The organism is Pseudomonas sp. QL9, assembly GCF_041409665.1.
Lineage (GTDB): Bacteria > Pseudomonadota > Gammaproteobacteria > Pseudomonadales > Pseudomonadaceae > Pseudomonas > Pseudomonas knackmussii.
This window is the reverse complement of the sequence record NZ_CP166971.1, coordinates 155,402-178,735: the sequence shown is the minus strand read 5'-3', so window position 1 is coordinate 178,735 and position 23,334 is coordinate 155,402. Positions and strand designations below refer to the sequence as shown.

18 protein-coding genes are annotated in these 23,334 nt (G+C 68.8%); 5 read left to right on the top strand and 13 right to left on the bottom strand.

All coding sequences use genetic code 11. The annotated features are described in order from the left end of the window. Positions 1–105: 105 nt before the first annotated feature. The 7 genes from ACA097_RS00915 to ACA097_RS00885 form a co-directional block, all read right to left on the bottom strand. Positions 106–444, bottom strand: a complete 339-nt coding sequence (locus ACA097_RS00915; RefSeq protein ID WP_160286903.1) for a hypothetical protein — start codon at positions 442–444, stop codon at positions 106–108. A 137-nt stretch (positions 445–581) separates the two neighbouring features. Further along, complete coding sequence (locus tag ACA097_RS00910) at positions 582–1,940, bottom strand: DUF1329 domain-containing protein (RefSeq protein WP_160286904.1); 1,359 nt, start codon at positions 1,938–1,940, stop codon at positions 582–584. A 13-nt stretch (positions 1,941–1,953) separates the two neighbouring features. Then, positions 1,954–3,795 carry a DUF1302 domain-containing protein gene (locus tag ACA097_RS00905; protein WP_371367851.1) on the bottom strand — a complete coding sequence of 614 codons (1,842 nt, stop codon included), beginning with the start codon at positions 3,793–3,795 and terminating at the stop codon, positions 1,954–1,956. Positions 3,796–3,984: 189 nt separating this feature from the next. Beyond that, the gene (locus tag ACA097_RS00900; protein ID WP_371367849.1) at positions 3,985–5,886 is read right to left on the bottom strand and encodes an acyl-CoA synthetase; all 1,902 of its coding nucleotides are present in this window, start codon (positions 5,884–5,886) and stop codon (positions 3,985–3,987) included. Further along, entirely contained in the window at positions 5,886–6,839 is a 954-nt protein-coding gene (locus ACA097_RS00895) for a fumarylacetoacetate hydrolase family protein (protein WP_371367847.1), read from the bottom strand. Before ACA097_RS00895 ends, ACA097_RS00900 begins: the two co-directional genes overlap by 1 nt. A gap of 143 nt (positions 6,840–6,982) precedes the next feature. Continuing rightward, positions 6,983–8,074 carry a VOC family protein gene (locus ACA097_RS00890; protein WP_371367845.1) on the bottom strand — a complete coding sequence of 364 codons (1,092 nt, stop codon included), beginning with the start codon at positions 8,072–8,074 and terminating at the stop codon, positions 6,983–6,985. 82 nt (positions 8,075–8,156) lie between these two features. Then, positions 8,157–8,771: a TetR/AcrR family transcriptional regulator gene (locus ACA097_RS00885; RefSeq protein ID WP_371367843.1), complete on the bottom strand. Its 615-nt coding sequence runs from the start codon at positions 8,769–8,771 to the stop codon at positions 8,157–8,159. Between the two features lie 250 nt (positions 8,772–9,021). Here ACA097_RS00885 and ACA097_RS00880 point away from each other — a divergent pair, with 250 nt between their 5' ends. From ACA097_RS00880 to ACA097_RS00870, 3 genes are read left to right on the top strand one after another with little or no spacing between them, the layout of a single operon-like run. Further along, positions 9,022–10,095 carry an amidohydrolase family protein gene (locus tag ACA097_RS00880; RefSeq protein WP_371367841.1) on the top strand — a complete coding sequence of 358 codons (1,074 nt, stop codon included), beginning with the start codon at positions 9,022–9,024 and terminating at the stop codon, positions 10,093–10,095. Positions 10,096–10,103: 8 nt separating this feature from the next. Further along, complete coding sequence (locus ACA097_RS00875; RefSeq protein WP_371367839.1) at positions 10,104–11,297, top strand: amidohydrolase family protein; 1,194 nt, start codon at positions 10,104–10,106, stop codon at positions 11,295–11,297. A gap of 4 nt (positions 11,298–11,301) precedes the next feature. Then, positions 11,302–12,534 carry an NADH:flavin oxidoreductase/NADH oxidase family protein gene (locus ACA097_RS00870; RefSeq protein WP_371367837.1) on the top strand — a complete coding sequence of 411 codons (1,233 nt, stop codon included), beginning with the start codon at positions 11,302–11,304 and terminating at the stop codon, positions 12,532–12,534. A 4-nt stretch (positions 12,535–12,538) separates the two neighbouring features. On the opposite strand, the gene ACA097_RS00865 is transcribed toward ACA097_RS00870, so the two are convergent. Then, positions 12,539–13,171: a TetR/AcrR family transcriptional regulator gene (locus ACA097_RS00865; RefSeq protein ID WP_160286912.1), complete on the bottom strand. Its 633-nt coding sequence runs from the start codon at positions 13,169–13,171 to the stop codon at positions 12,539–12,541. A gap of 65 nt (positions 13,172–13,236) precedes the next feature. Next, positions 13,237–14,820, bottom strand: coding sequence for a bifunctional 3-(3-hydroxy-phenyl)propionate/3-hydroxycinnamic acid hydroxylase (locus ACA097_RS00860; RefSeq protein WP_371367834.1), 1,584 nt, complete (start codon positions 14,818–14,820; stop codon positions 13,237–13,239). Positions 14,821–14,963: 143 nt separating this feature from the next. Between ACA097_RS00860 and ACA097_RS00855 the strand changes: the two genes are divergently transcribed. After that, entirely contained in the window at positions 14,964–15,932 is a 969-nt protein-coding gene (locus ACA097_RS00855; RefSeq protein ID WP_371367831.1) for a phytanoyl-CoA dioxygenase family protein, read from the top strand. 364 nt (positions 15,933–16,296) lie between these two features. Beyond that, positions 16,297–18,039 (top strand): diguanylate cyclase domain-containing protein, encoded by a 1,743-nt coding sequence (locus ACA097_RS00850; RefSeq protein ID WP_371367829.1) that lies wholly within the window; start codon positions 16,297–16,299, stop codon positions 18,037–18,039. Between the two features lie 99 nt (positions 18,040–18,138). Here ACA097_RS00850 and ACA097_RS00845 read toward each other — a convergent pair whose 3' ends face one another. From ACA097_RS00845 to ACA097_RS00830, 4 genes are read right to left on the bottom strand one after another with little or no spacing between them, the layout of a single operon-like run. Next, complete coding sequence (locus ACA097_RS00845) at positions 18,139–18,360, bottom strand: formate dehydrogenase subunit delta (protein WP_043251935.1); 222 nt, start codon at positions 18,358–18,360, stop codon at positions 18,139–18,141. Further along, positions 18,357–21,245 (bottom strand): formate dehydrogenase subunit alpha, encoded by a 2,889-nt coding sequence (fdhF, locus tag ACA097_RS00840; RefSeq protein WP_371367826.1) that lies wholly within the window; start codon positions 21,243–21,245, stop codon positions 18,357–18,359. The genes ACA097_RS00845 and fdhF overlap by 4 nt, the downstream gene beginning before the upstream one ends. After that, the gene (locus ACA097_RS00835; RefSeq protein WP_371367824.1) at positions 21,242–22,801 is read right to left on the bottom strand and encodes a formate dehydrogenase beta subunit; all 1,560 of its coding nucleotides are present in this window, start codon (positions 22,799–22,801) and stop codon (positions 21,242–21,244) included. The genes fdhF and ACA097_RS00835 overlap by 4 nt, the downstream gene beginning before the upstream one ends. Next, a complete protein-coding gene (locus ACA097_RS00830) occupies positions 22,795–23,277 on the bottom strand; it encodes a formate dehydrogenase subunit gamma (RefSeq protein ID WP_371367822.1) in 483 nt (160 codons plus the stop codon). The genes ACA097_RS00835 and ACA097_RS00830 overlap by 7 nt, the downstream gene beginning before the upstream one ends. Positions 23,278–23,334: the final 57 nt, after the last annotated feature.

Below are 23,334 nucleotides of genomic sequence, written 5' to 3'. Positions count from 1 at the left end.
AGTGGCGAGGCTGATTGGCCTGGGCAGTGGCCACCGCGGTTCGCATGCGGAACTTGGACGGCCCATTTCGCCTCGCACTTTCGATGACGGAGTGGGCTGTATCGCTCACTTCCTCACATAACTCTTCCGCCCGTCCGACGTCAGGCAGTAGACGCCGCCACGAGGACCGGTGCAGAACGAGCCGGAACCGCACAGGCATTCGCCGGAGGTGTCGCCGAACTGCTGCACGGATGGAGCGGCCCGGCCGCTGGGGACGCCGAGATAGGCCGGGCAGCTCTTCTTCGAGCCGCTGATCGAGCCGTCGTTGCAGAGGAAGAGTTCGCCGTCGCAGCGCGATATTCCGCCTTTGTGGCCAGAGCAGGGCGTATTGGTGGCATCGGCGTGGAACGAGGCGGCTGCCAGCACGATGGCCAGCAGCAACGGCAAACGGGGCGATCCGGGCATCGGGGCATCCTTGCAATCGAGGGTGCGATGCTAGCGGGCGGGCTCGTTTTCCGGCAAGGAGGGGCGGATTCATCGCCCCGGCTGCCCCCAAGGACTCCTGGAGGGAGCCACGATTCCGCTCGTGGCTCCCTCGCGCCTCAGCGGATGCCTTCGTTCCGCAGTGCCGTCGGCGTGTAGTCGGCGCTGCTGGCCTTGAAGCCGAACTCCACCTGGCTCTTCTCCTCGTTGGTCATGCCCGAGACCAGGTAGCGGCCACTGATCAGGTCGTACAGCGCTTCCACGCCAAGCCAGGGGATCTGCTTGTCGTACAGCGGCACCATGAAGCTTTCGCCCACGCGCCAGAGGGTGCCGCGGCCGTCGTAGTGGTCGGCGAGCACGGCTTGCCAGGTGTCTTCGTCGAGGAACAGCACGCGCTTGGCGTAGATGTGCCGCTCGCCCGGCTTGAGGGTGGCTTCCAGTTCCCAGACGCGGTGTTTCTCGTAGCGCACCAGGTCCTGGTTCAGGTGGCCGGTCTTCACCAGGTCGGTGTACTTGTGCTTCGGCGACTCCAGCTCGAAGGTGTTGTAGGGCACGAAGATTTCCTTCTTGCCCACCAGCTTCCAGTCGTAGCGGTCGGGGGCGCCGTTATACATGTCCAGGTTGTCGGCCACTCGCAGGCCGTCGGAGGCCGGGTATGGGCCGTCGTAGGCGATCTGCGGGGCGCGGCGCACGCGGCGCTGGCCGGCGTTGTAGACCCAAGCCATGCGCGGTTCCTTGACCTGGTCGAGGGTCTCGTGGACCAGCACCACGTCGCCAGCCAGGCGTGCCGGCGCGGTGACCAGCTGCTTGTAGTAGAAGAGGACGTTGTTGTCCTTGTCGGCGGCGTAGTCGGTCAGCTGGTCGCGGTAGGTGAACTGCTGCTTGAAGTAGACCGGGGTGAAGGTGCCGGTGGCGGTCGGCGTCGCCTGCACGTGGAGGCGTTCGGCGCTGCCGCCGCGGTAGCGCGTGATGTGGTTCCACAGCGCTTCCAGGCCGCTCTGCGGGATGGGAAAGGGGATGGCCGTCTGGAAGTCCTGCAGGCCGTTGCCGCCGGCCACCAGGGTGGCGTGGCGCGCGTTGCTGGCCACGGCCTGGAGCACCGTGGACGGGTAGGTCGCCGAACGGTGGCTGGGGTACACGGTGAGGTGGTAGTCCGGGTAGCGCTTGAGCATCGCCTGCTGGCCAGGCGTCAGGTTGGACGCGTACTGCGCCATGTTCTGCGCGGTGATGGTGAACAGCGGCTTGTCGGCGGCGAAGGGATCGCCCAGCCGGCCGTCGCCGCCGCGCTGCCCGGCGTTGGCCGGCAGGCCGCCGGTCCAGGCCGGGATGCTGCCGTCGGCGTTGCCGGCCTTCTCGGCGCCGAGCGGGGTGAGGCTGCTGCCGAGCTTTGCCGCCTCCGCTTCGGACACCGCCGCGTGGGCGGCCAGAGGCAGGGTGAGGAACAGCAGGGATGCGCACGCCAGGTTTTTCTTGTTCATCGGTTCTCTCCGCTTAGAACGACACGCCAAGGCTGAGGGCCAGGAAGTCGCGGTCGGTGTTGACGTTGTACTTGCCGCCAAAGAAGTTGGTGTACGAAAGGCTCGCGTTGTAGGTGTTCAGGTAGATGGCGTCGAGGCCCACGCTGGCGGCCTTGGCGCCCTGGCTGAAGCCCGGTTCCGGGGCGTAGCCGTGGAGGTCCTGGGACCAGGCGAGGTTGGGTTTGAAGGTCACGCCGTCGACCAGGTTGGAGTACTCCCAGATCGCCCGTGCTTGGTAGCCGTAGGAGGTGCTGGTGGTAAAGCCCTGGTCGTTGCAGTACTCCGGGGTGGCGCTGTTGGCGGTGCACAGGGTGTTGTCCTGCAGCGCGCCCTGGCCGAACGCCGGGCTGCGGCCGTAGCGCAGGCCGCCGTGGCCTTCGAGGCCGCCGACGTGGACGATGCCCGCCTCGCCGATCAGCGTCAGGCGGTCGGCGCCCATCACCTGGTCGAAGAAGTGCGTCGCGGTGACCTGCGCCTGGGTGACTTCCTTGCGCCGATAGCCCTGGATGTCCTCGTCGTTGGCCACCGCCAGGCCGGCGCCGTACAGCGGGCTCATGGCCGGGACGCCGAGGGTGGCGCTGATCAGGTCGACCGGGCTGACCTGGATCGGCATGTTCGGCCGGTAGCTGATCTCGCCGGCCAGGGTGGTGCCGGTGGGCAGGCTGGTACTGAAGCTCAGGCCGTAGAGGTGGATGTCCTCGGGGTAGTCGACGTAGTACTCGCCGCTGCCCAGGCGATAGGCCTGGCCGAGCAACTGGCCGGCCGCCGAGCCCATCAGCCCGGCGCAGCCGGCGCCGGAGAGGCCGAGGTTGCCGCACAGCTGCGGGGCGAAGCCGAGGTCGGCGGCGTGCGGGCCGGTGCGCGCGCCCATGTATGGCTGGCGGCTGTGGTAGTTGATGAAGTAGGCGGCGAACTCGCTGTCCACCTCCGGGGCGAACCAGCGCAGGGCCATACCCCACTGGCCGCTGTCGCGCGGGTCGTGGTCGCGGCCGCGCGGCAGCACGATGCCCTCGTCGGAGAGGTTCACCCCCAGCGGCTCCAGGGCCTGGCGCGCGAGGGCGTTCTGGTTGATCACCGGGCCGGCGGCGAGGCCGTCGCAGCCGGTGGCGATGACGTCGACGGTGGAGAAGAAGGTGCCGCAGTTGTCGATCACCGTCTTCTGCCAGTCGAGCTGGTAGAAGGCCTCGGTGGCGAAGTGCTCGCTGAGGTTCTGCGAGACGTAGAACATGTTCACCGGGATCAGGCCTTCCTTGATCTCCGAGCCGGGCCGGCGGAAGGCCGCGACGTCCACCGGGTTGATGGCGTTGATGCCGCCCTGGATGAAGGTGCTCTCGCCCCAGCTCACCACCTGCTTGCCCAAGCGCACGGTGCCGGGCAGGTCGTGGATCTCGTAGTTGTGGTAGAGGAAGGCGTCGAGGAATTCGCCGCCGGAGGCCTTGGCGCCTTCCTCGCGGCCATGGTCGTCGATGTTCTTGAAGCGCAGGTCGTCGTCCTTGAGCTTGAAGTCGTACCAGTACTTGCCGCGGACGAAGGCCCCGGAGTCGCCGTATTTCAGCTCCAGGTCGTGGATGCCCTTGAACACCCGGGAGAACTCGTCGCCGTCGCGGAAGTTGCGCTTGCCGTCATCCGAGCTGTGGCTGTGCAGCAAGTTGGCCTTGGGATTCTGCGTGGACCAGCTGGCGCCGAGCGAGAGGCTCGAGTCGAACTGGCCCTCGATCTCGCCGAGGCTGAAGGTGAAGGCCTGCGCCGAGGCGCTGGCCAGGCCGAGGGCCAGGGGCAGGGCGAGGCGCCCCAGGGGTGGCTGCTTGCGGTTCATGTCGCTTCCTCTTTTTTGTTGTTGTTCTGCGCGCGGTGCACGTGGCGGCCCGCCGTTTCGCCAGCATGCGGCGACCCGTTCCGGCCGCGCGGGCGTCGGCCGGTATCGATGTGAAAGGGGGCAGGGCCGAGCCCTAGCGGCGGATGTCGAGTGCGTCGTTCAGGCGTGGCATGGCGGTCTCCCGGGGCGTCAGTCGAGCCAGTCGATCTGGAAGCTGTAGCGTCCCAGTTGCGGCGCCAGACGTTCGCGCTGGGTGCCGGCGGCGACCCGCGCGACCAGCCCGCGGCGGTTGTCCTGGACCACCTCCACGGCGACCTGGGCCAGCCCCGAGCGCTCGGCCTCCTGCTCGATCACCCGGGCGATCTCGCGTTGCTGCAAGGCTGGCTTGAAGATCTTGCCCACCGCGGTCAGCGGCAGGGCGTCGAGCAGCTCGATGCGCTTGGGCACCGCGGCGCGCTCGCTGATAGTGCGGCTGGCGAACACCTGCAGCTCCTCGGCGCTGCAGGTCTGCCCGGGGCGCAGCTGCACGTAGGCCACCGGCAGCTCGCCGGCGTGCGCGTCGGGGCTGCCGACCGCCGCCACCAGCGCTACCGCCGGGTGCGCCTGGAGGGCTTCCTCGATCAGCTTCGGATCGATGTTGTGGCCGCCGCGGATGATCAGTTCCTTCTTGCGCCCGGTGAGCCAGAAGTAGCCGTCGTCGTCCTGGCGGCCGAGGTCGCCGGTGTTGAGCCAGCGCTGGCCGTCGATCTGCAGCCAGAGACCACGGTTGTGGCCATCCTCCAGGTAGCCGTCGAACAGGTTGGGGCCGTGGATGGCGATCACCCCGATCTCGTCGACGCCGGCGTCGCGCAGGTAGCCGCAGTCCTCGTCGAGCAGCACCGCGCGCATTTGCTGGTAGGCCAGGCGCAGGCCGATGGAGCCGATGCGCCGTTCGCCTTCGGGCGGGTTGCTTGACGACACGCAGGCACCTTCGGTGAGGCCGTAGCCTTCGAGGATGCGCACGCCGGTCTTGCGCTCGAACTCGCGGAACAGCTCCACCGGCATTGGCGCCGCGCCGCACAGCGCATATTGCAGGCTGGACAGGTCGTGGCGCTCCGGTTGCTGCTGCAGCAGCGCGGCGTAAACGGTCGGTACGCCGGAAAAGAAGTTGACGCCGAAGTGCTCGACCATCGGCCAGAAGCGTGCCACCACGCCGTCGCCGCGATAGCCCTGGGGCGTGCCGAGAATCACCCGGTCGCCGTGGGTCCAGGGCATCAGGCCGGTGACCAGCTGGCCGTTGACGTGGAACAGCGGCAGGCCGCAGAAGATCGTCTGGCCGGCGGCGCGCGGCTGCATGTTGGCGGCCATCGCCCAGGCGTTGAAGACTTCCGAGCCGTGGGTGCGCGCGGCGATCTTTGGCAGCCCGGTGGTGCCGCCGGTACAGAAGTAGGACGAGCGCTCGTGGGCCTGGATGCGCCGGCCGCTGGCCAGCCGCTCGCCGCCCTGGCGCTTCATCAGCGTGCGCAGGTCGTGGATCGGCAGGCGCGGGTGGCGGGCTTTCTCGCGCCGCGCCAGCCAGCGCAGGGCGAGGGCCTTGGGCAGGCTGAGGTAGGGCGCCAGGCTGACCCAGACGACATGCTGCAGGTCGGGCAGGGTGTGCAGCTGGCCGGCCAGGTTCGGCCAGAGGTCGCTGCCCGGGGTCGGTGCCAGGGTCACCAACACCTTGACCTTGGCAGCGCGCAGTAGCTCGGCCATCTGCGCCGCCTCCAGCAGCGGGTTGATCGCCATGACGATGCCCGTGGCCTCGCCGCCCCAAATGGTGAAGTGGGTTTCCGGCAGGTTTGGCAGGACGAAGCCGATCGCCTCGCCCGGACGCACGCCCAGGGCGTGGAAGGCATTGGCCGCGCGGGTGATGTCGGCGAACAGCTCGGCATAGCTCCAGTCGTGGGTGGTGGCGAAGCTCGCGGCGTCGAGGAAGAAGCTCAGTGCCGTCTGCTCGGCATGTTCCGCGGCGCAGCGGCGCAGTGCCTCGTAGGTGCTTGGCGGCAGGCCGCGGCGTTCCAGCGGCGTGGCCTCCAGGGCGTGGATGTCGGCAAGGTTGCGGACGGCCATCAGGTTTCCTCCACCACGCGGTTGCGCTGCGTGCCCAGGTCGATGACGCCGTCGACGCTGCGGATGCTCGCCTCGACCAGGTCGCCGGCCTTGAGGTACTGGCTGCGCTCGGCCTGGGCCTTCATGAACGCCTGCCACTTGATCCGCTCCGGCAGCAGCGCGCCGATGCGCTGCTTGGCTGGCGAGGGGATCGACAGCGCGCAGCCGGCCGGGGTGCCGGTGGCGATCAGGTCGCCGGCCTCGAAGTCCTGCACGCCGGACAGTTCGCTGAGCGTTTCCGCCGGGCCGTATACCAGGTTGGCGGTGCTGTCGTTCTGGCGTACCTCGCCATTGACGGTCAGGCGCAGCTGCAGGTTCTTCAGGTAGCGCATGTCGGCGGACTGCAGCAGGCACAGGTAGGGGCCGACCGGGCCGAAGGTGCGGAAGCTCTTGCCCTTGTAGAACTGCATCTGCGGGATCTGGATGTCGCGCGCGGAGTAGTCGTTGACGATCACCACGCCGGCGACGAATTCGTGCAGGTTGGCGTCGCTGACCGCGACCTTGGCGTTGATCGCCCGGCGCAGCACCAGGCCCAGTTCGATCTCGTAGTCGAGGAAGCGCACGCCGCGCGGTTTGATCAGCTCGCTGTCGGCCGCGACGATGCAGCTCTGCGCCTTGGTGAAGATCATGTTGAAGTGCTTGGCGTCCGGGTCCATGCCCGACTCGATCATGTGCTGCCGGTAGTTGGCGCCCTGGCAGACGAACTGCTGGTTGCGCGTAACCGGCGCGAGCAGGCGCACCTCGGCCGCAGGCAGGTTCCCGTCCGGCAGCGCGGCGAGGTCGTCGACGCGCACCTGACGGATCAGCTCGCCGGTCGTGGCGTAGTCGCCGGGGATCGGCGCGATGCGGCCCTGGCGGATCACCCCCCAGCGGATGGCGTTCTGGTGTTCGTAGCGGACGACGTGGACGGGCATGGAAGCGACTCCTGGTGCTGCGGTGGGCCGCGGCGGGGCGGCGATTGTCGTGGGTTGTCTGGGCTGTGCGGGTCGTCCCGGCAGCGCCGCGGTGGCGAGCAGGGCGGCGCCCCGCAGCAGTTCGCGGCGGCGCACGGTGCGGGCTAGCCGAACATCCGCGCCAGCGTGACCAGCTTGCGCAGGGTCAGGTCCGGGCTGTGGCGCAGGTTGTGCACCAGGGCGCGGAACGCCGCGAGGTTCATCACCGGCTTGGTGAAGCTCTTGGGCATGCGCTGGCCCCACTGCGCCATGGCTTCCGGGCTGACCGCGTGCAGCCCGGTGGGGCGTTCGGAGGTGAACAGGTCGCCGTCGCAGTAGTGCTCGTGCTTGTCACCCCAGGGGTCCTGCCAGTAATCGAAGATCTGGCTGCCGAGGATGTGCCGGCCGATGCCCCAGGCGTGCTTCCAGCCGCGCTCGCGCAGCACCCGCTGGCCCATGCCCACGGCGTCGGCGTCGACCACCTCGTAGGCGCTATGGCTGTAGGCGGCCATGAAGCCCTGGGCGATGGCGAGGGTGTGGTGGTCGGCCGGCGTGTCGCCCAGGTCCAGGCGGAAGAAGGTCACCACCGGCGAGCCGTCGGGCAGCACCTGCACGTCGCTGGGTATGAAGCCGAAGTGCTCCGTGTACCAGGCGCAGGTGGCCTGGTAGTCGGCCACTTCCAGCACCACGTGGCCGAGCTTGACGATGTCCGGCGGGGCGATCGGCGGACGCTGGGTGGCGTTGATCCGCGGCATTTCGTCGACCGCGTTGAACGGCAGCGCCGCGCGGTGCGGCAGGGCCGCCGCCGGCTGCTGGCCGTGGATCGCCTCGACGAGGAAGCCGGACGGGTCGCGCAGCCGCACGCACTCGCCGCCACCGGGCGTGGCCAGCGGCTCGATGGCCGAGGCGCCGGGCAGGCGGGCGAGGCGTTCGAGGTCGGCGCGGCTGTCCAGCGCCAGGCCGAAGCCGAGGAAACGCGCCTGCTCGGCTTTCTCGATGCGGTAGCAGTAGGGTGCCGGCCCGGTGCCACGCAGGTACAGGCAGTCACCGTCGAGGCGCGCCGGGCGCAGGCCGAAGTCGAGCAGGAAGCGCTCGGCGGTGGCCAGGTCCGGCCGCGCGAAGATCAGGTGGGCCAGCGTCCGCGCCCGCACCGTGGGCTGCGGATGTCTTGCCGGCTGGGGCGTGGCGAGCATGGGGCGGGTAGTGCCTTGGGTCATTGTTGTTGTTCTCCGTGGCCTTTCTGCGGGCAAAGCCGGGCCCGCGACCCCGCCGGGCGGGGTCGTTGTCGTCAGTTCGGGATCAGTCCAGCGCGGGCAGCGGCGGCAGCTCGGTGGTCGCCAAGCGGCGCGCTTCCGCCTCGTCCACGCCCAGCGAGCGCAGCACCAGTTCGGCGGTGTCGCTGCCGGCCTCGCGCCAGGTCTTCAGGCCCTCGATCACCAGGAACATGGAGCCGAGCGTGGCGCTGGCGACCAGCGAGATCACCACTACCAACTGGTCCTGGCGGAAGCGGTAGCGGCCACCCTGCAAGCCGCTGAGCAGGTCGGTGGTGGCCTGGCTGTAGAACATTTCGCGCAGCGCCGAGTCGCTCATGGCGAAGCGGTTGAGGAAGGCGCCCCACTGGGGTTCCTCGTGGGTGCGGCGGATGAAGAAGCGGATGCCGTTGGCCAGGCGCTCGGCTGGGTCCTGCAGGTCGGCGAAGCTCTTGCTTACGCGCAGGTGCATCTCCTTGCTCAGTTGGCTGGCGACCTGGTGGAACAGCTGCTCGATGTTCTCCACATTGTTGTAGATGGTGCCGCGCGCTACGCCGGCCTCCTGCGCCAGGTCGCTGATGTTGACCTGGCTGACGCCCTTCTCGGCGAACAGGCGCAGCGCGGCCTGGTGAATACGGCGCTGCACGGGATTGAGAACTTCCACGGGGAATGACTCCAGAATCGAACCTGGGTTGATTGAACACTCATGTTCATTATTAGTCAACAGCGGTTTTCGTCGGAAGGTCAGCGGAATCCCCTTTTGAAGAGGTTCGTGCCAGCAATTCAAAGGGTGAAGGCGGTTTATAAATTTGATTCCTGCTGTTCATGACTGTATTTCGGTTGACTGAGTTGAACACTGATGTTCATCATTGTTTTGCGCTGTTCGGCGCATCGACAGGCGAGGCATAACAACAATGAGCATCCAGCAAGGCCGCATCGACGTTCACCACCACATCATCCCGCCGGTGTATGCCGAGGCCATCTACCGCCACGGCCTGCAGCTGCACGCCGGCGCGCCGCTGCCGCAGTGGTCGGCGCAGAAGTCCCTCGACGTGATGGACTTGAACGGCATCCAGCGGGCGATCACTTCGCTGACCACCCCGGGCGCCCACCTGGGCGGCGGTGTCGCCCAGGCCGCCAGCCTGGCGCGCGCCTGCAACGAGTTCGCCGCCGACCTGCGCAGCCGGCACCCACAGCGCTTCGGCAGCTTCGCCTTGCTGCCGCTGCCGTTCACCGAGGCGTCCTGCACTGAGGCCGTGCATGCCCTTGACGTGCTCGGGGCCGACGGCGTGGTGGTGTTCGGCAGCAACGACGGCGTGTTCCTCGGCGATCCCCGCCTGGACGAACTGATGGCCGAGCTGGACCGCCGGGCCGCGGTGGTCTTCGTCCACCCCAACCTGCACCAGACCAGCGAGCAGTTGGGCATGCAGGCGCCGGGCTTCCTCATCGAATTCCTCTGCGACACCACCCGCGCGGCGGTCAACCTGATCCTCACCGGCACCCTGGAGCGCTTCCCGCGCATCCGCTGGATCCTCGCCCATGGCGGCGGTTTCCTGCCCTACGTGGCCTGGCGAGTGTCTCTGGCCAATGCCCTGCCGCAGTTCCAGGACAAGGCGCCGCAAGGGGTGATGACCTACCTGCGGCGCTTCTACTTCGACACCGCGCTGTCGCCGTCGCGCTACTCGATGGCGGCGCTCAAGGAGCTGGTGGAGCCCTCGCAAATCCTCTTCGGCAGTGACTTCCCCTTCGCCCCGGCGCCGCTGACCACGCTGCAGTGCCAGACCCTGGAGGAGAACCCCCTGTGGTCCGCCGAGCAGCTCTACGGCATTCACCGTGGCCACGCCCTGAGCCTGTTCCCGCAGTACCGCCAGGCCGACGAGCAGGTGATCCCGGCGCCGATCTACGCCGGCGAATCCTTCTCCAGCCGCCTGAAGCGCAGCCTGACCCGGCCAGTCGGCGCCTTCGTCGAGCGCGTGCGCAGCCGCTGAGGTCTCTCATGAACCGACGTGAATTCGTGGTCGGCGCCGGCGTGCTCGCCGGCGCCTCGCTGCTGGTCGACGGCGTGCCGGCGCTCGGCGCGCCGGAGTCGGCGCAAGCCTTGCCCGACGGCGTATCGCAGGTGCCGGGGCGGGCGCTCGGGCGCATCGACGTGCACCATCATCTGCTGCCGCCGTTCTACACCGAGGCGCTGCGTCGCCAGGGCCTGGACAACATCGCCGGTGTGCCGCTGCCGGCCTGGACGCCGGAACAGTCGCTGGCGCTGTTGGACGAGCGCGCCATGCAGGCGGCGATCCTCTCGCTGTCCGCGCCCGGCGTCTGCTTCGGCGAGGCACGCGCCGCCGCCGAGCTGGCGCGGCGCTGCAACGAGTACGCCGCCGATCTCGGGCAGCGCCATCCCGGCCGCTTCGGCAGCTTCGCCGCGCTGCCCTTGCCGCACACTGATGCCGCCTGCGCCGAGGCGATCCATGCGCTGGACACGCTCGGCGCCGACGGTGTGGTGCTGCTCGCCAGCAATGCCGGGGTGTTCCTCGGCGATCCACGCCTCGAGGCGCTGATGGTCGAACTGGAACGCCGCGCGGCAACCGTGTTCGTCCATCCCAACCTGCACCCGGGCAGCCAAGAGCTGGCGCTGCAGACGCCGGGGTTCCTCGTCGAACTGGTCTGCGACACCAGCCGTGCGGCGGTCAACCTGATCCTCACCGGCACCCTGGAGCGCTATCCGCGCATCCGCTGGATTCTCGCCAACGGCGGCGGCTTCCTGCCTTACGCGGCCTGGCGAATCTCGCTCGCCAACGCCCTGCCGGAGTTCCAGGAGCGGGCACCGCAAGGCGTGATGACCTATCTGCGGCGGTTCTACTTCGATACCGCGCTGGCGCCAGCGGCGCCCTCGATGGCGGTGCTGCGCGAGCTGGTCGAGCCGGGCCAGGTGTTGTTCGGCAGCGACTTCCCGTTCGCCTCGGCCGCGCTGGTCGAGCAGCAATTGCAAGTGCTCGGCGCGGCCTCGCCGTGGTCGGCGGCACAGCTTGCCGGTATTGCCCGCGGCCATGCGCTGAGCCTGTTCCCGCGCTTCGCCGCCCGCGGCGAGGCGGTAGTCGCCGCGCCGGTCAACCGTTCCGAGTCCACCCTGCACCGGCTGGGGCGGACCGCCACCCAACTGCTCGCCGCACTGGCGCAGCGCCTGAAGGACTGAACCCATGAGCAAGCTGTTCAAACCGCTGCGCCTGCCCAACGGCCAGGTGATCGGCAACCGCCTGGCCAAGGCCGCCATGGAAGAGAACCTGGCCGACGCCGACCATGCGCCGGGCGATGCGCTGATCCGCCTCTACCGCACCTGGGCGGAAGGCGGCGCCGGCCTGATCCTCACCGGCAACGTGATGGTCGACCGCCATGCGCTGACCGGCCCGGCCGGCGTGGTTCTGGAGGATGAGCGCCACCTGCCGCGTTTCGCTGCCTGGGCGCAGGCCTGCCGCAGCCGCGGCGCGCATGCCTGGATGCAGATCAACCATCCTGGCCGCCAACTGATGGCCGAGCTCGGCCAGCCGGCGCTCGGCCCGTCGGCGGTGGCGGTGAACATTCCTGGCCTGGAGAAGCTGTTCGCCCAGCCGCGCGCACTGAGCGAGGGCGAGATCGAGCGGTTGATCGAGCGCTACGTGACCAGCACGGTGCTCGCCGAGCGCGCCGGTTTCAGCGGCGTGCAGATCCACGCCGCGCATGGCTACCTGTTCAGCCAGTTCCTCTCGCCGCTGTCCAACCGCCGCACCGACCGCTGGGGCGGAAGCCTGGAGAACCGCGCGCGCATCCTGCTGCTTACCGTGGAGGCGGTGCGCGCGGCGGTGGCGGCGGACTTCTGCGTCGCGGTGAAGCTCAATTCGGCGGACTTCCAGCGCGGCGGTTTCGACGCCGAGGACGCCGCCGCCGTGGTGCGCATGCTCAACGAGCGTGCGGTGGACCTGGTCGAGTTATCCGGCGGCAGCTACGAGAGTCCGGCGATGCAGGGCCAGGCCCGCGACGGCAGCAGCCTGGCGCGCGAGGCGTATTTCCTCGAGTTCGCCGAGCGTATCGCGGCGACGGCGCGCATGCCGCTGATGGTCACCGGAGGCATCCGCCGCCGCGCGGTGGCCGAGCGGGTGCTGCAGGGACAGGTGGAGATGGTCGGCATGGCCACCGCGCTGGCGGTCGAGCCCAACCTGCCGCGGCGCTGGCAGGCCGGCGAGGAGGCCGGGGTGGAGCCGATCGTGGTGGCCTGGAAGAACAAGGCGTTCGCCTCGGCGGCCACCCAGTCGATCGTCAAGAAGCAACTGGCCCTGCTCAGCCGCGGCAAGCCTACCCGGCCACGCACCTCGCCGCTGCTGGCGCTGCTCGGCAACCAGCTGAAGACCCGCCGGCAAGCGCGCGACTACCGGCGCTGGGTAAGCGAGATCGACTGAGGGCTCAGCCCGGTAGCGGCTGCCGGGCCAGCTTGCGCGCGCGCGCCGGGGTCGAGCCCAGGGCGCGCAGGACCATTTCGGCGACCTTGCTGTCGTGCTCCTCGACGCCGCGGCCCTCCACCGCCGCGCGCATGCCGCCGATGCCGCAGGACACCACCAGGTCCAGGGCGATGCTCTCGTCTGCATAGTCGAACACGCCTTCCTGCGTGCCGGCGCGCAGGTCGGCGAGCACGTAGCCGGCGATCTGCGAACGGATCGCTTGGTCGAAATGCACCACGCGGATCACCGCGCTGGCCCAGTCCGGATCAGCGAGGGCCCGGCGGATGAACATCCGCACGCCGATCGCCAGGCGGCTGGCACCGCTGCCCACCCCGGCGCTGAGCGCCGAGATGGTGGCGGAGAACTCGTCGGCGAGGGCGAGGCCCACGGCCTCGACCACCTCGTCGCGGGTGCGGAAGTAGTTGTAGATGGTGCCGCTGGCGACCTCCGCCTCGCTGGCCACTTCCAGCAGCGCGACCTCGCCGACCTCCTTGCGCGCGAACAGGCGCAGCGCTGCGTCGATCAGGCCCTGGCGCGTGCGCTCGCGCTTCTTGTGGCCGCGGGTCAGGGGGGCGTCGGGTTTGGCTGTCTTGCTCATCGGGCCGCTCGTCCGGGAAGTCGGCCCCGATGATAGTGGATGCGTTGGCATCGGGGCAGGGGTCGTCACGGGCCGAGCAGGGCGAGGCTTTCGTGCAGCAGCGTGGCGCCGTGCAGGCCCTCGTGCATGACGATGCGGTCCGGCCGCACCACCGCCAGCGAGCCGGCCGAGCCGCCGCCGAGCAGTGCCTGGCCGATGTCCTCGACGAAGGGCGTGGCGGCATTGCCCTTCTGGCCGTGCAGGCCGACCTGCAGGTAGGCGCCGCCAGCCTTCTCCCAGCGCCGCTGCAGGGCGGAATCAAGTTGCGCGCGCGGATCGACACCGAGGCCGACCAGGGTTAGGCGGTCGCCTAGGACGTCGTCGCTCAGGCCGATGGCGCCGTTCGACGCGCGCACCAGGCCCTGCGGGAACAGGCCGCCGCGACGCAGGCGGCGGCCACGGGCAGGTGGCACGAACAGGCCGTTGCGGAAGACGTTCTTCGGCTTGATCTCAAGCTCCTCGAAGTGCCGGCGCAGCGGCGGCACCAGGCGCAGGCCGCGCATCAGGCCGTGGCCGAGCAGGGCCATGGGCGCGCTGCTGGGCATCACCAGGCGACCCATCAGCTTGGCCAGGCCGATCATCTCGCGGGCGTGCGGGCGGCGTTCCTCGTCGTAGCTGTCGAGGATGCCCGGCGCGGCGCGGCCGTCCAGCACCCAGGCGAGCTTCCAGGCCAGGTTGGCTGCGTCGCGCAGACCGGCTACCAGGCCCTGGCCGACGAAGGGCGGGGTGATGTGCGCGGCGTCGCCGACCAGGAATACCCGGCCGCTTTGGAAGCGTTCGCAGCAGCGCGCGTGGAAGCGGTACACGGCCTTGCGCTCGATCTTCAGGTCGTCGCGTGCGATCCAGCGCTCCAGCAGCGCGGCGATGCGCTCGTCGCTCTCCATCTGCTCGCGGGTCTCGCCGGCCTGCAGCATGAACTCCCAGCGCTCGCGACCACCGGGCGCGGGCATGTGCGGGGTGGGGCGGCGGTGGTCACAGATGAACTCGACGTGATCAATGGCCTGCCGCTCGCGCCCGGAAGCGTCGACGATCAGCCAGTCCTCGCTGTAGCTGCGGCCCTGGAAGTCCTGGCCGATCAGGCTGCGCACTCTGGAGCTGGCGCCGTCGGCGCCGACCAGGTAGCGCGCGCGAACCGTCTGCTGCATGCCGTCCTCGCCGAGCAGGGTGGCGCTTACGCCGCCAGCGTCCTGGGCCAGGTCCTGCAGTTCGAAGCCGCCGACGCTGCGGACGCTGTCGAAACGGCGCTGCTGCGCGCGCAGCGAACGCTCCAGGTCCGGTTGGTAGAAGGTCACCAGCTTGGGGTGGCCGTCGAGGCTGCCGCTGGTGTTGGCGCGGCCGAACTGGCCGACCATCGGGCAGTGCATGCGCACCTCGGGGATGACGATCTTGTCGAAGGCGTCCTCGGCCAGCCCGGCCAGCTGGAGGATACGCAGCGCCTCGTTGTCCAGGGCGATGGCGCGCGGCATCGGCAGGATGTCATGGGCCTTGTCGAGCACCAGGGCCTGCACGCCGTAGCGGCCGAGCAGGGCGGCCAGCGCGGCGCCAACCGGGCCGTTGCCGATGATCAGTACGTCGACCGCTTGCGGTAGCGGGTTCTTCTCGTGGTGCATGGGCGTCCCTTGTCGTTGTTGGAGGAATGGGCTTGGCTTTTCCGGCAGATTATTCAAAAATGAAGAACTTATCAATATTGAGATTAAAGGCATAAATCCCATTCCAACAACAAGCCGAGCACTCTGTGCCGAGGGAGTCCCGCATGTCCTTTCCCGCATACCCCGCCCGCGTCCTCACCGACGAGGAGATCCAGCGCTATCACGACGACGGGGTGGTGATGATCCGCGGCGCCATCGATCCGAACTGGATGGCGCTGGTCGAGAGCGGCATCGAGGAGGCGCGCGCGCATGCCTCTCTGGTAGGCCGCTTCATGTCGCGCAAGGTCGAGGGCTACCAGATGGACATCTTTCTCTGGAAGCGCATCGACGCCCTGCGCGACCTGATCTACTACGGGCCTTTCGCTCGCTGGGCGCAGCAACTGATGGGTACGCACGAGGTGCGCTTCTTCTACGACCAGATGTTCGTCAAGGAACCGGGCACCGACGCGCCCACGCCCTGGCACCAGGACCTGAGCTTCTGGCCGATCCGCGGCGAGCAGATCTGTTCGTTCTGGATTCCCTGCGACCCGGTCAACCGGGAGAATAGCGGGCTGCTCTACGTCAAGGGCTCGCACAAGTGGCCGCAGCGCTTCAAGGCGGTGTCGCCGGACTACGTGGCGGCGATCATCGACGAGGCGATGGACGACATCCCCGACATCAACGCCCACCCGGAGCGCTACGAACTGCTCGACTGGGACATGCAGCCGGGCGACATCCTGATGTTCCACCCGCTGACCCTGCACGGCTCCTACGGCAACCAGTCGCGCACTCGCCGGCGTCGCGCCCTGGCGCTGCGCTGGACCGGCGACGACGTGGTCTACGCGCCCTCGGCCAAGCGCATGCCGGTCCACTTCGACCACGCCTCGGTGCCCGGCGGACCGCTGCGCGGCGCGGCCTTCCCGCGCATCCTGCCCGTGATGGACCCGCTGGAACGAGCGGCGCGCCTGACCCCGGAACGGCCGGCGGTGCTGAAGATATTGTCCTCTTCGCTGAACAATGCGCTGGCGGCGGCGCGGCTGTCGTTGCACGGCGACAAGGGCAAGGGGCTGCGCCAGACCTGGACGCGCCCCTGAGGTGAGGCGGGCGGGGCGCCGGCCCCGCCCGCGGTTGGCCAGTGGCGGCCGTTCCATCTGTGCCAGCCGACGCGCTGTCGGCGAATCTGTCGGCCAGCACTTGAATCGCGGTCTGATGCGGCCGCTCGGCGCTTTTGTGGAGTGGTTGCGCAGCCGCTGAACCAGGCCGACGGGGGGACGCGAAAGGACGGTTTGGCGAGCCGCGCCGCCCCTTCATTCTTTCGCAGGATTCATTTCACCGACGGGCTCATGCATGCTCGCGCCGCTTCACAATTCAGGATGTGGGCGGCACTTCGGCCTTCGGGGTTGCGGTCGCGGAATCATGGACGGCCCTTGGCATGTGTTGTCCTGACGGAATTGCCGAATGCATCTGCTGCGCCTGTCTCCCTCGTTACAACGGGTCCTGTTGCTGCCCTACATCGCCTTGGTGCTGGGGCTTTCACTGGTGATCGGGGTGTTTTCCTACCGCTCGGGCAGCCAGAGCGTGGAGGAGGTCGCCCGGCACTTGCTCGCGGAAACGGTGCAGCGCATCGGCATCAGCGTGCAGCAGCAGTTGGGCACTGCGGCTCTGGTGCTGGGCGCGGCAATGCCCGAGGGCGTGCCGCTGTCGGCCGACCTTCGCGGCGAGCAGCGGTCGCTGATCGAGCGCTTCTGGACGGCCGCTTCGCTGAACCGGGATCTCAACAACTACGTGTACTACGGCAGCCGCGACGGCCTGGCCTTCGGCCTGCTGCGCCGTGCCGCCGGCGAGGCCGAGTTGCGCATCAAGTGGGATCCCGCGGACCACCGAAGGCTCTATCGGCTGGCTGGCCCGCGCGCTGCGCCGGTGGCGAACGGCGTCGAGCCGACGCTGTTCGACCCTCGCCTCAGGCCCTGGTACGTGCAGGCCGCGCAGGCCCGTGGCGATACCTGGACGCCGGTGTACATCGATTTCGGCACCCACGACCTGGTGCTCACCCGCGCGCGGGGCCTGCGTTCGGCCGATGGCAGTCTGCAAGGGGTGGTGGCCACCGACGTTTCCCTGCACCAGCTCAACAACCTGGTCCACAGCCTGGACATCAGCCCGCATGGCCTGGCCTTCATCGTCGAGCCGGACGGCAAGCTGGTCGCATCGTCGAAGGGCGCCAACCTGATCGTCGACCGCCATATCGGCCCGCAGCGGTTCAACGCCAAGGACGACCCCGACCCGCTGGTGCGCGAGACCTACAAGCAACTGGTCCGCCGGCTCAACGCCGGCGACAGCGCCTTGCCGGGCGGCACTTTCCATTTCGACAGCGCCATGGGCCAGGCCATGCACGTCGCCTACAGCTGGGTTCGCGACGACGCCGGCCTCGCCTGGCTGACGGTGGTGGCGGTGCCGAGCAGCGACTTCATGGGCGACCTGGGCCGGAACGTGCTGCACACGGTGCTGGTGGCGCTGTTGGCGGTGGTGGTGGCAATTCTGCTTGGCGTGTACATCGGCACCTGGATTCTTGCGGACATCGCCCGCCTGTCCAGCGCCGCCAAGCGCATCGGCCAGGGCCAGTTCGACGTCCCGCTGCACATCGGCCGGCGCGACGAGATCGGCCAGTTGGCCGCGGCGCTGGAGAACATGCAGGCCGAGCTGGGCACCGACCGGCTCACCGGGCTGAGCAACCGCACGGCGCTGGAGGGGCATTTGCAGCGAGTCATTCTCAGCCCGCCGGCGGCGGTCGAGTTCGCCCTGCTGTTCATCGATCTCAACGGCTTCAAGGCGATCAACGACACCTACGGCCACGAGGTCGGCGACCTGGTGCTGGTCGAAGTGGCCGGGCGCCTGCGCGACACGGTGCGCAGCAGCGACCTGGTGGCGCGGCTGGGCGGCGACGAGTTCGTCATCGTGCTCTGGCGCACCGGCAATGCGGCGCAGGTGGCGCAGGTCCGCGACAAGCTGGAGCGGCACCTGGGTGCACCGCTGGCGACCCTGCGCGAGCATGTCGGCGAGCGGCAGGTCAGGGTGGGCGCCGCCGTGGGCGTGGCGATCTACCCGCAGGATGGCGACAGCATCGAGGGTCTGCTCAAGCATGCCGACAAGGGCATGTACCGCGACAAGCAACGGCACAAGGCGTACGCGCAAGAGTCTTCCTGAGAACGGGAGACTGCTCCTACAAAACCAGCCCGATGCGCTTTGGTAGGGCGCATAACCCCGAGCGGGTTATGCGCCGGCATTGCGGATGAGATCGGCGCGCTAGGCCTTCTCCGTAGCCTCCGTCAGCGCTGCCTGCACCAGTGGGTGCAGGTCGGTGCCGGGGTGTTCGTCGAGCCAGGCCTTCAGCTCGCGGCGCATGGCCGGGGTCCAGAAGCTCTGCAGGTGCTGGCGCACGCCCTGTACCGCCACCTTCCGGTCCGGCTCGGTGGCGAAGTACAGGCCGATCTGGTTGGCCATCTTGATCAGGTTGTCGACGCTCATCGGCGCACCTCGGCTTTCTCGGCGTGGCGGCGTTCCTTGAGCAGGCGCCGTTGTTCGTCGCTGAACGCCTGGTAGCGCTTCTGCCACTCGGAGGGGTGGTAGACGCGGGTGACTTCCACCGCCGTGACCTTGTATTCCGGGCAGTTGGTGGCCCAGTCGGAGTTGTCGGTGGTGATCACGTTGGCGCCGGATTCGGGGAAGTGGAAGGTCGTGTAGACCACCCCCGGCGCCACCCGCTCGCTGACTTTCGCGCGCAGCACCGTCTGCCCGGCGCGGCTGCCCACGCCGACCCAGTCGCCGTCGTGGATGCCCCGACTTTCCGCGTCCTCGGGGTGGATCTCCAGGCGGTCTTCCTCGTGCCAGGCGACGTTGTCGGTGCGCCGGGTCTGGGCGCCGACGTTGTACTGGCTGAGGATGCGCCCGGTGGTCAGCAGCAGCGGGTAGCGGCTGTTGACCTTCTCTTCGGTGGGCACGTAGCCGGTGAGCATGAAGCGCCCCTTGCCGCGCACGAATTGCTCGATGTGCATGGTCGGGGTGCCGTCCGGCGTGGCGTCGTTGCACGGCCATTGCAGGCTGCCGTGGCGCTCCAGCTCGGCGTAGCTGACGCGGGTGAAGGTCGGCGTCAGCCGCGCGATCTCGTCCATGATTTCCGACGGATGCTTGTAGTCCATGCGATAGCCCAAGGCATTTGCCAGCGCCACCGTGGCTTCCCAGTCGGCCTTGCCGCCCAGCGGCTCCATCACCTTGCGCACGCGGGAGATGCGCCGTTCGGCGTTGGTGAAGGTGCCGTCCTTCTCGAGGAAGGAGCTGCCCGGCAGGAAGACGTGGGCGAACTTCGCCGTCTCGTTGAGGAAGATGTCCTGCACCACCACGCATTCCATCGCCGAGAGGGCGGCGGTGACGTGCTGGGTGTTGGGGTCGCTCTGGGCGATGTCCTCGCCCTGGCAGTACAGCGCCTTGAAGGAGCCGTCGAGCGCTGCCTCGAACATGTTGGGGATGCGCAGGCCCGGATCGGGCTGCAGGGTCACGCCCCAGGCTTGCTCGAACTGGTGGCGCACCGTCTCGTTGGAGATGTGCCGGTAGCCGGGCAGCTCGTGGGGGAAGGAGCCCATGTCGCACGAGCCCTGGACGTTGTTCTGGCCGCGCAGCGGGTTCACGCCCACGCCTTCGCGGCCGATGTTGCCGGTGGCCATGGCGAGGTTGGCGATGCCCATCACCGCGGTGCTGCCCTGGCTGTGCTCGGTGACGCCCAGGCCGTAGTAGATGGCCGCGTTGCCGCCGGTGGCATAGAGCCGGGCGGCGGCGCGGATTTCCTCGGGTGGCACGCCGCACACCGGGCCCAGGGCTTCGGGCGAGTTCTCCGGCAGGCTGACGAAGTCGCGCCAGCGGGCGAAGTCCGCCGCCTCGCAGCGCGCATCGACGAAGGGCTGGTTGACCAGGCCTTCGGTGACGATTACGTGGGCCAGCGCGTTGAGCATCGCCACGTTGGTGCCCGGACGCAGCTGCAGGTGCAGCTCGGCGCGGGCGTGGGGCGAGTCGACCAGGTCGATTCGCCGCGGGTCGATGACGATCAGCTGCGCACCTTCGCGCAGGCGGCGCTTGAGCTGCGAGCCGAACACCGGGTGGGCGTCGGTGGGGTTGGCGCCTATCACCAGCACCACGTCGGCTTTCATCACCGAGTCGAAGCTCTGGGTGCCGGCGGATTCGCCGAGGGTCTGTTTCAGGCCGTAGCCGGTGGGCGAGTGGCAGACTCGGGCGCAGGTGTCGACGTTGTTGTTGCCGAACGCGGCGCGCACCAGCTTCTGCACCAGGTAGGTCTCTTCGTTCGTGCAGCGGCTGGAGGTGATGCCGCCGATGGAGTCGCGCCCGTACTTGAGCTGGATGCGGCGGAACTCGCTGGCCGCGTAGTTCACCGCCTCGTCCCAGCTGACTTCCTGCCAGGGGTCGTCGATGTGCTTGCGGATCATCGGCTTGGTGATGCGGTCCGGGTGGGTGGCATAGCCCCAGGCGAAGCGGCCCTTGACGCAGGAGTGGCCGTGGTTGGCCTGGCCGTTCTTGTCCGGGACCATGCGCACCAGCTGCTCGCCCTTCATCTCGGCGCGGAAGGAGCAGCCCACGCCGCAGTAGGCGCAGGTGGTGATGACGCTGCGCTCGGGCTGGCCGATCTCGACCACGCTCTTCTCCATCAGCGTGGCGGTGGGGCAGGCCTGCACGCAGGCGCCACAGGAGACGCATTCGGAGTCGAGGAAGTTCTCGCCGCCGGCCGCTGCCACGCGCGACTCGAAGCCGCGCCCGGCGATGGTCAGGGCGAAGGTGCCCTGGGTTTCCTCGCAGGCGCGCACGCAGCGGTTGCAGACGATGCACTTGCTCGGGTCGTAGTCGAAGTAGGGGTTGGAGACGTCTTTCTCATCGCTCAGGTGGTTGGCGCCTTCGTAGCCATAGCGCACTTCGCGCAGGCCGACCTGGCCGGCCACCGTCTGCAGCTCGCAGTTGCCGTTGGCCGGGCAGGTCAGGCAGTCGAGCGGGTGGTCGGAGATGTACAGCTCCATGACGTTGCGGCGCAGTGAGGCGAGCTTCGGCGTCTGCGTGCGCACGACCATGCCCTCTGTGACCGGCGTGGTGCAGGACGCGGGGTAGCCGCGCATGCCGTCGATTTCCACCAGGCACATGCGGCAGGAGCCGAAGGCTTCCAGGCTGTCGGTGGCGCAGAGCTTGGGAATGCTGGTGCCCAGCAGCGCCGCGGCGCGCATCACCGAGGTGCCGGCGGGAACGCTGATCTCGCGGCCGTCGATGCTCAGGCTGACCTGCACGTCGCTCTCGCGGGCAGGGGTGCCGAGGTCGATTTCGCTGGCGCTGGAACTGGCAGGATCGAAGTAATTGATCATTGGTCGGCCTCCTTGGTCGCCAGGCCGAAGTCGGCGGGGAAATGCTTGAGGGCGCTGGTCACCGGGTACGAGGTCATCCCGCCCAGCGCGCAGAGCGAGCCGTATTGCATGGTGTCGCAGAGGTCCAGCAGCAGCTCGGCCTGCTCCTCGCGAGCAGTGATGTCGGTGGCGGCGATCAGCCGATCCACCACCTCAACGCCACGGGTCGAGCCGATCCGGCAGGGCGTGCATTTACCGCAGGATTCCTCGGCGCAGAACTGCAGGGCGAAGCGGGCCATGCGCGCCATGTCGAGGGTGTCGTCGGCGACCACCACACCGCCGTGGCCGAGCATGGCGCCCATGGCGGCAAAGGCCTCGTAGTCCAGCGGTGTGTCGAATTGCGTGGGCGGCACCCAGGCGCCGAGCGGGCCGCCGACTTGCGCGGCCTTCAGCGGGCGACCGCTGGCGGTGCCGCCGCCGTAGCCTTCCACCAGCTCGCGCAGGGTCAGGCCGAAGGCGCGTTCCACCAGCCCGCCGTGGCGGATGTTGCCGGCCAGCTGGAAGGGCATGGTGCCCAGCGAGCGGCCCATGCCGAAGTCGCGGTAGAACTGCGAACCCTTGGCCAGAATGATCGGCACCGAGGCCAGGGTGAGTACGTTGTGCACCAGCGTCGGCAGCCCGAACAGGCCCTCCAGCGCCGGCAGCGGCGGCTTGGCGCGAACCACGCCGCGCTTGCCTTCCAGGGAGTCCAGCAGAGCGGTTTCCTCGCCGCAGATATAGGCGCCGGCGCCGACCCGTACTTCCAGGTCGAAGGCTCGGCCGCTGCCCGCCACATCCTCGCCGAGATAGCCGGCGTCGCGGGCGATCTCCAGGGCCTGGTTGAGGGTGGCGATGGAGTCCGGGTATTCGGAGCGCACGTAGATGTAGCCCATGCTGGCGCCAACGGCGAGGCCGGCGATGGCCATGCCTTCGATCAGCAGGAAGGGGTCGCCCTCCATCAGCATGCGGTCGGCGAAGGTGCCGGAGTCGCCCTCGTCGGCGTTGCACACCACGTATTTCTGCGAGGCCTGGGCATCGCGCACGGTGCGCCACTTGATGCCGGCGGGGAAGGCCGCGCCACCCCGGCCGCGCAGGCCGGAATCGAGCACGGCGGCGACCACCTCGGCACCGTCCATGCCGACCGCGCGGGCCAGGCCCTCGAAGCCGCCATGGGCGCGATAGTCGTCCAGCGACAGCGGCCGGGTGATGCCAGCACGGGCGAACAGCAGGCGTTGCTGGGACTTCAGATAAGGAATTTCTTCCACCGGCCCGAGGGCGAGCGGATGGCTGGCCGGGTCGCCGGCCAGGGCGTCGAGCAGGGCAGGGACGTCGGCTTCCGTGAGCGGACCGAAGCCCAGCCGGCCATTGGCGCTTTCCAGCTCCACCAGCGGCTCCAGCCAATAGAGGCCACGGGAACTGGTGCGCTGCAGATCCAGCGGAATCTGGCGCCGCTCGGCCTCGCGGACCAGCGCGGCGGCGACGTTCTCGGCGCCCACGGCGCGGGCCACCGAGTCACGGGGGACGAAGAGCTTCAGCATGCTCCGTCCTCCAGGCAGCCGTTCACCAGCTCGCGCAGGCGTTCGGGCGTGAGCCGCGCATGCACGCGGCCATCCAGTTCAAGTGCCGGCGAGCACGCGCAGGCACCCAGGCAATAGACCGGACGCAGGGCGATCTGCCCATCGGCGCTGGTGCCGTGATCGTCCAGGGAAAGCTGCTCGCGCAGCTGCGCGGCCAGGTGCTCGGCCCCCATGCTCTGGCACGACTCGGCGCGGCATAGACGCAGGGTGTGGCGAGCGGGCGGGGCGGTGCGGAAGTCGTGGTAGAAGCTGATCACCCCTCGCACCTCGGCAACGCTGAGGTTCAAGGCATGGGCGATCTCGGGAACGGCGGAATCGGGCACGTACCCGACGCCATCCTGGATGGCGTGCAGGACCGGCAGCAGCGCACCAGGGGTGGCCTTCTCCCGTTCCAGCACATCGTGAACAAAGGGCAGGTGAAGCGAATCATCAGGCATACAGCACACCTCGGCATCGCGAACTCACCTGCCGTCCCCCGGCAGCGGTTCGGAACT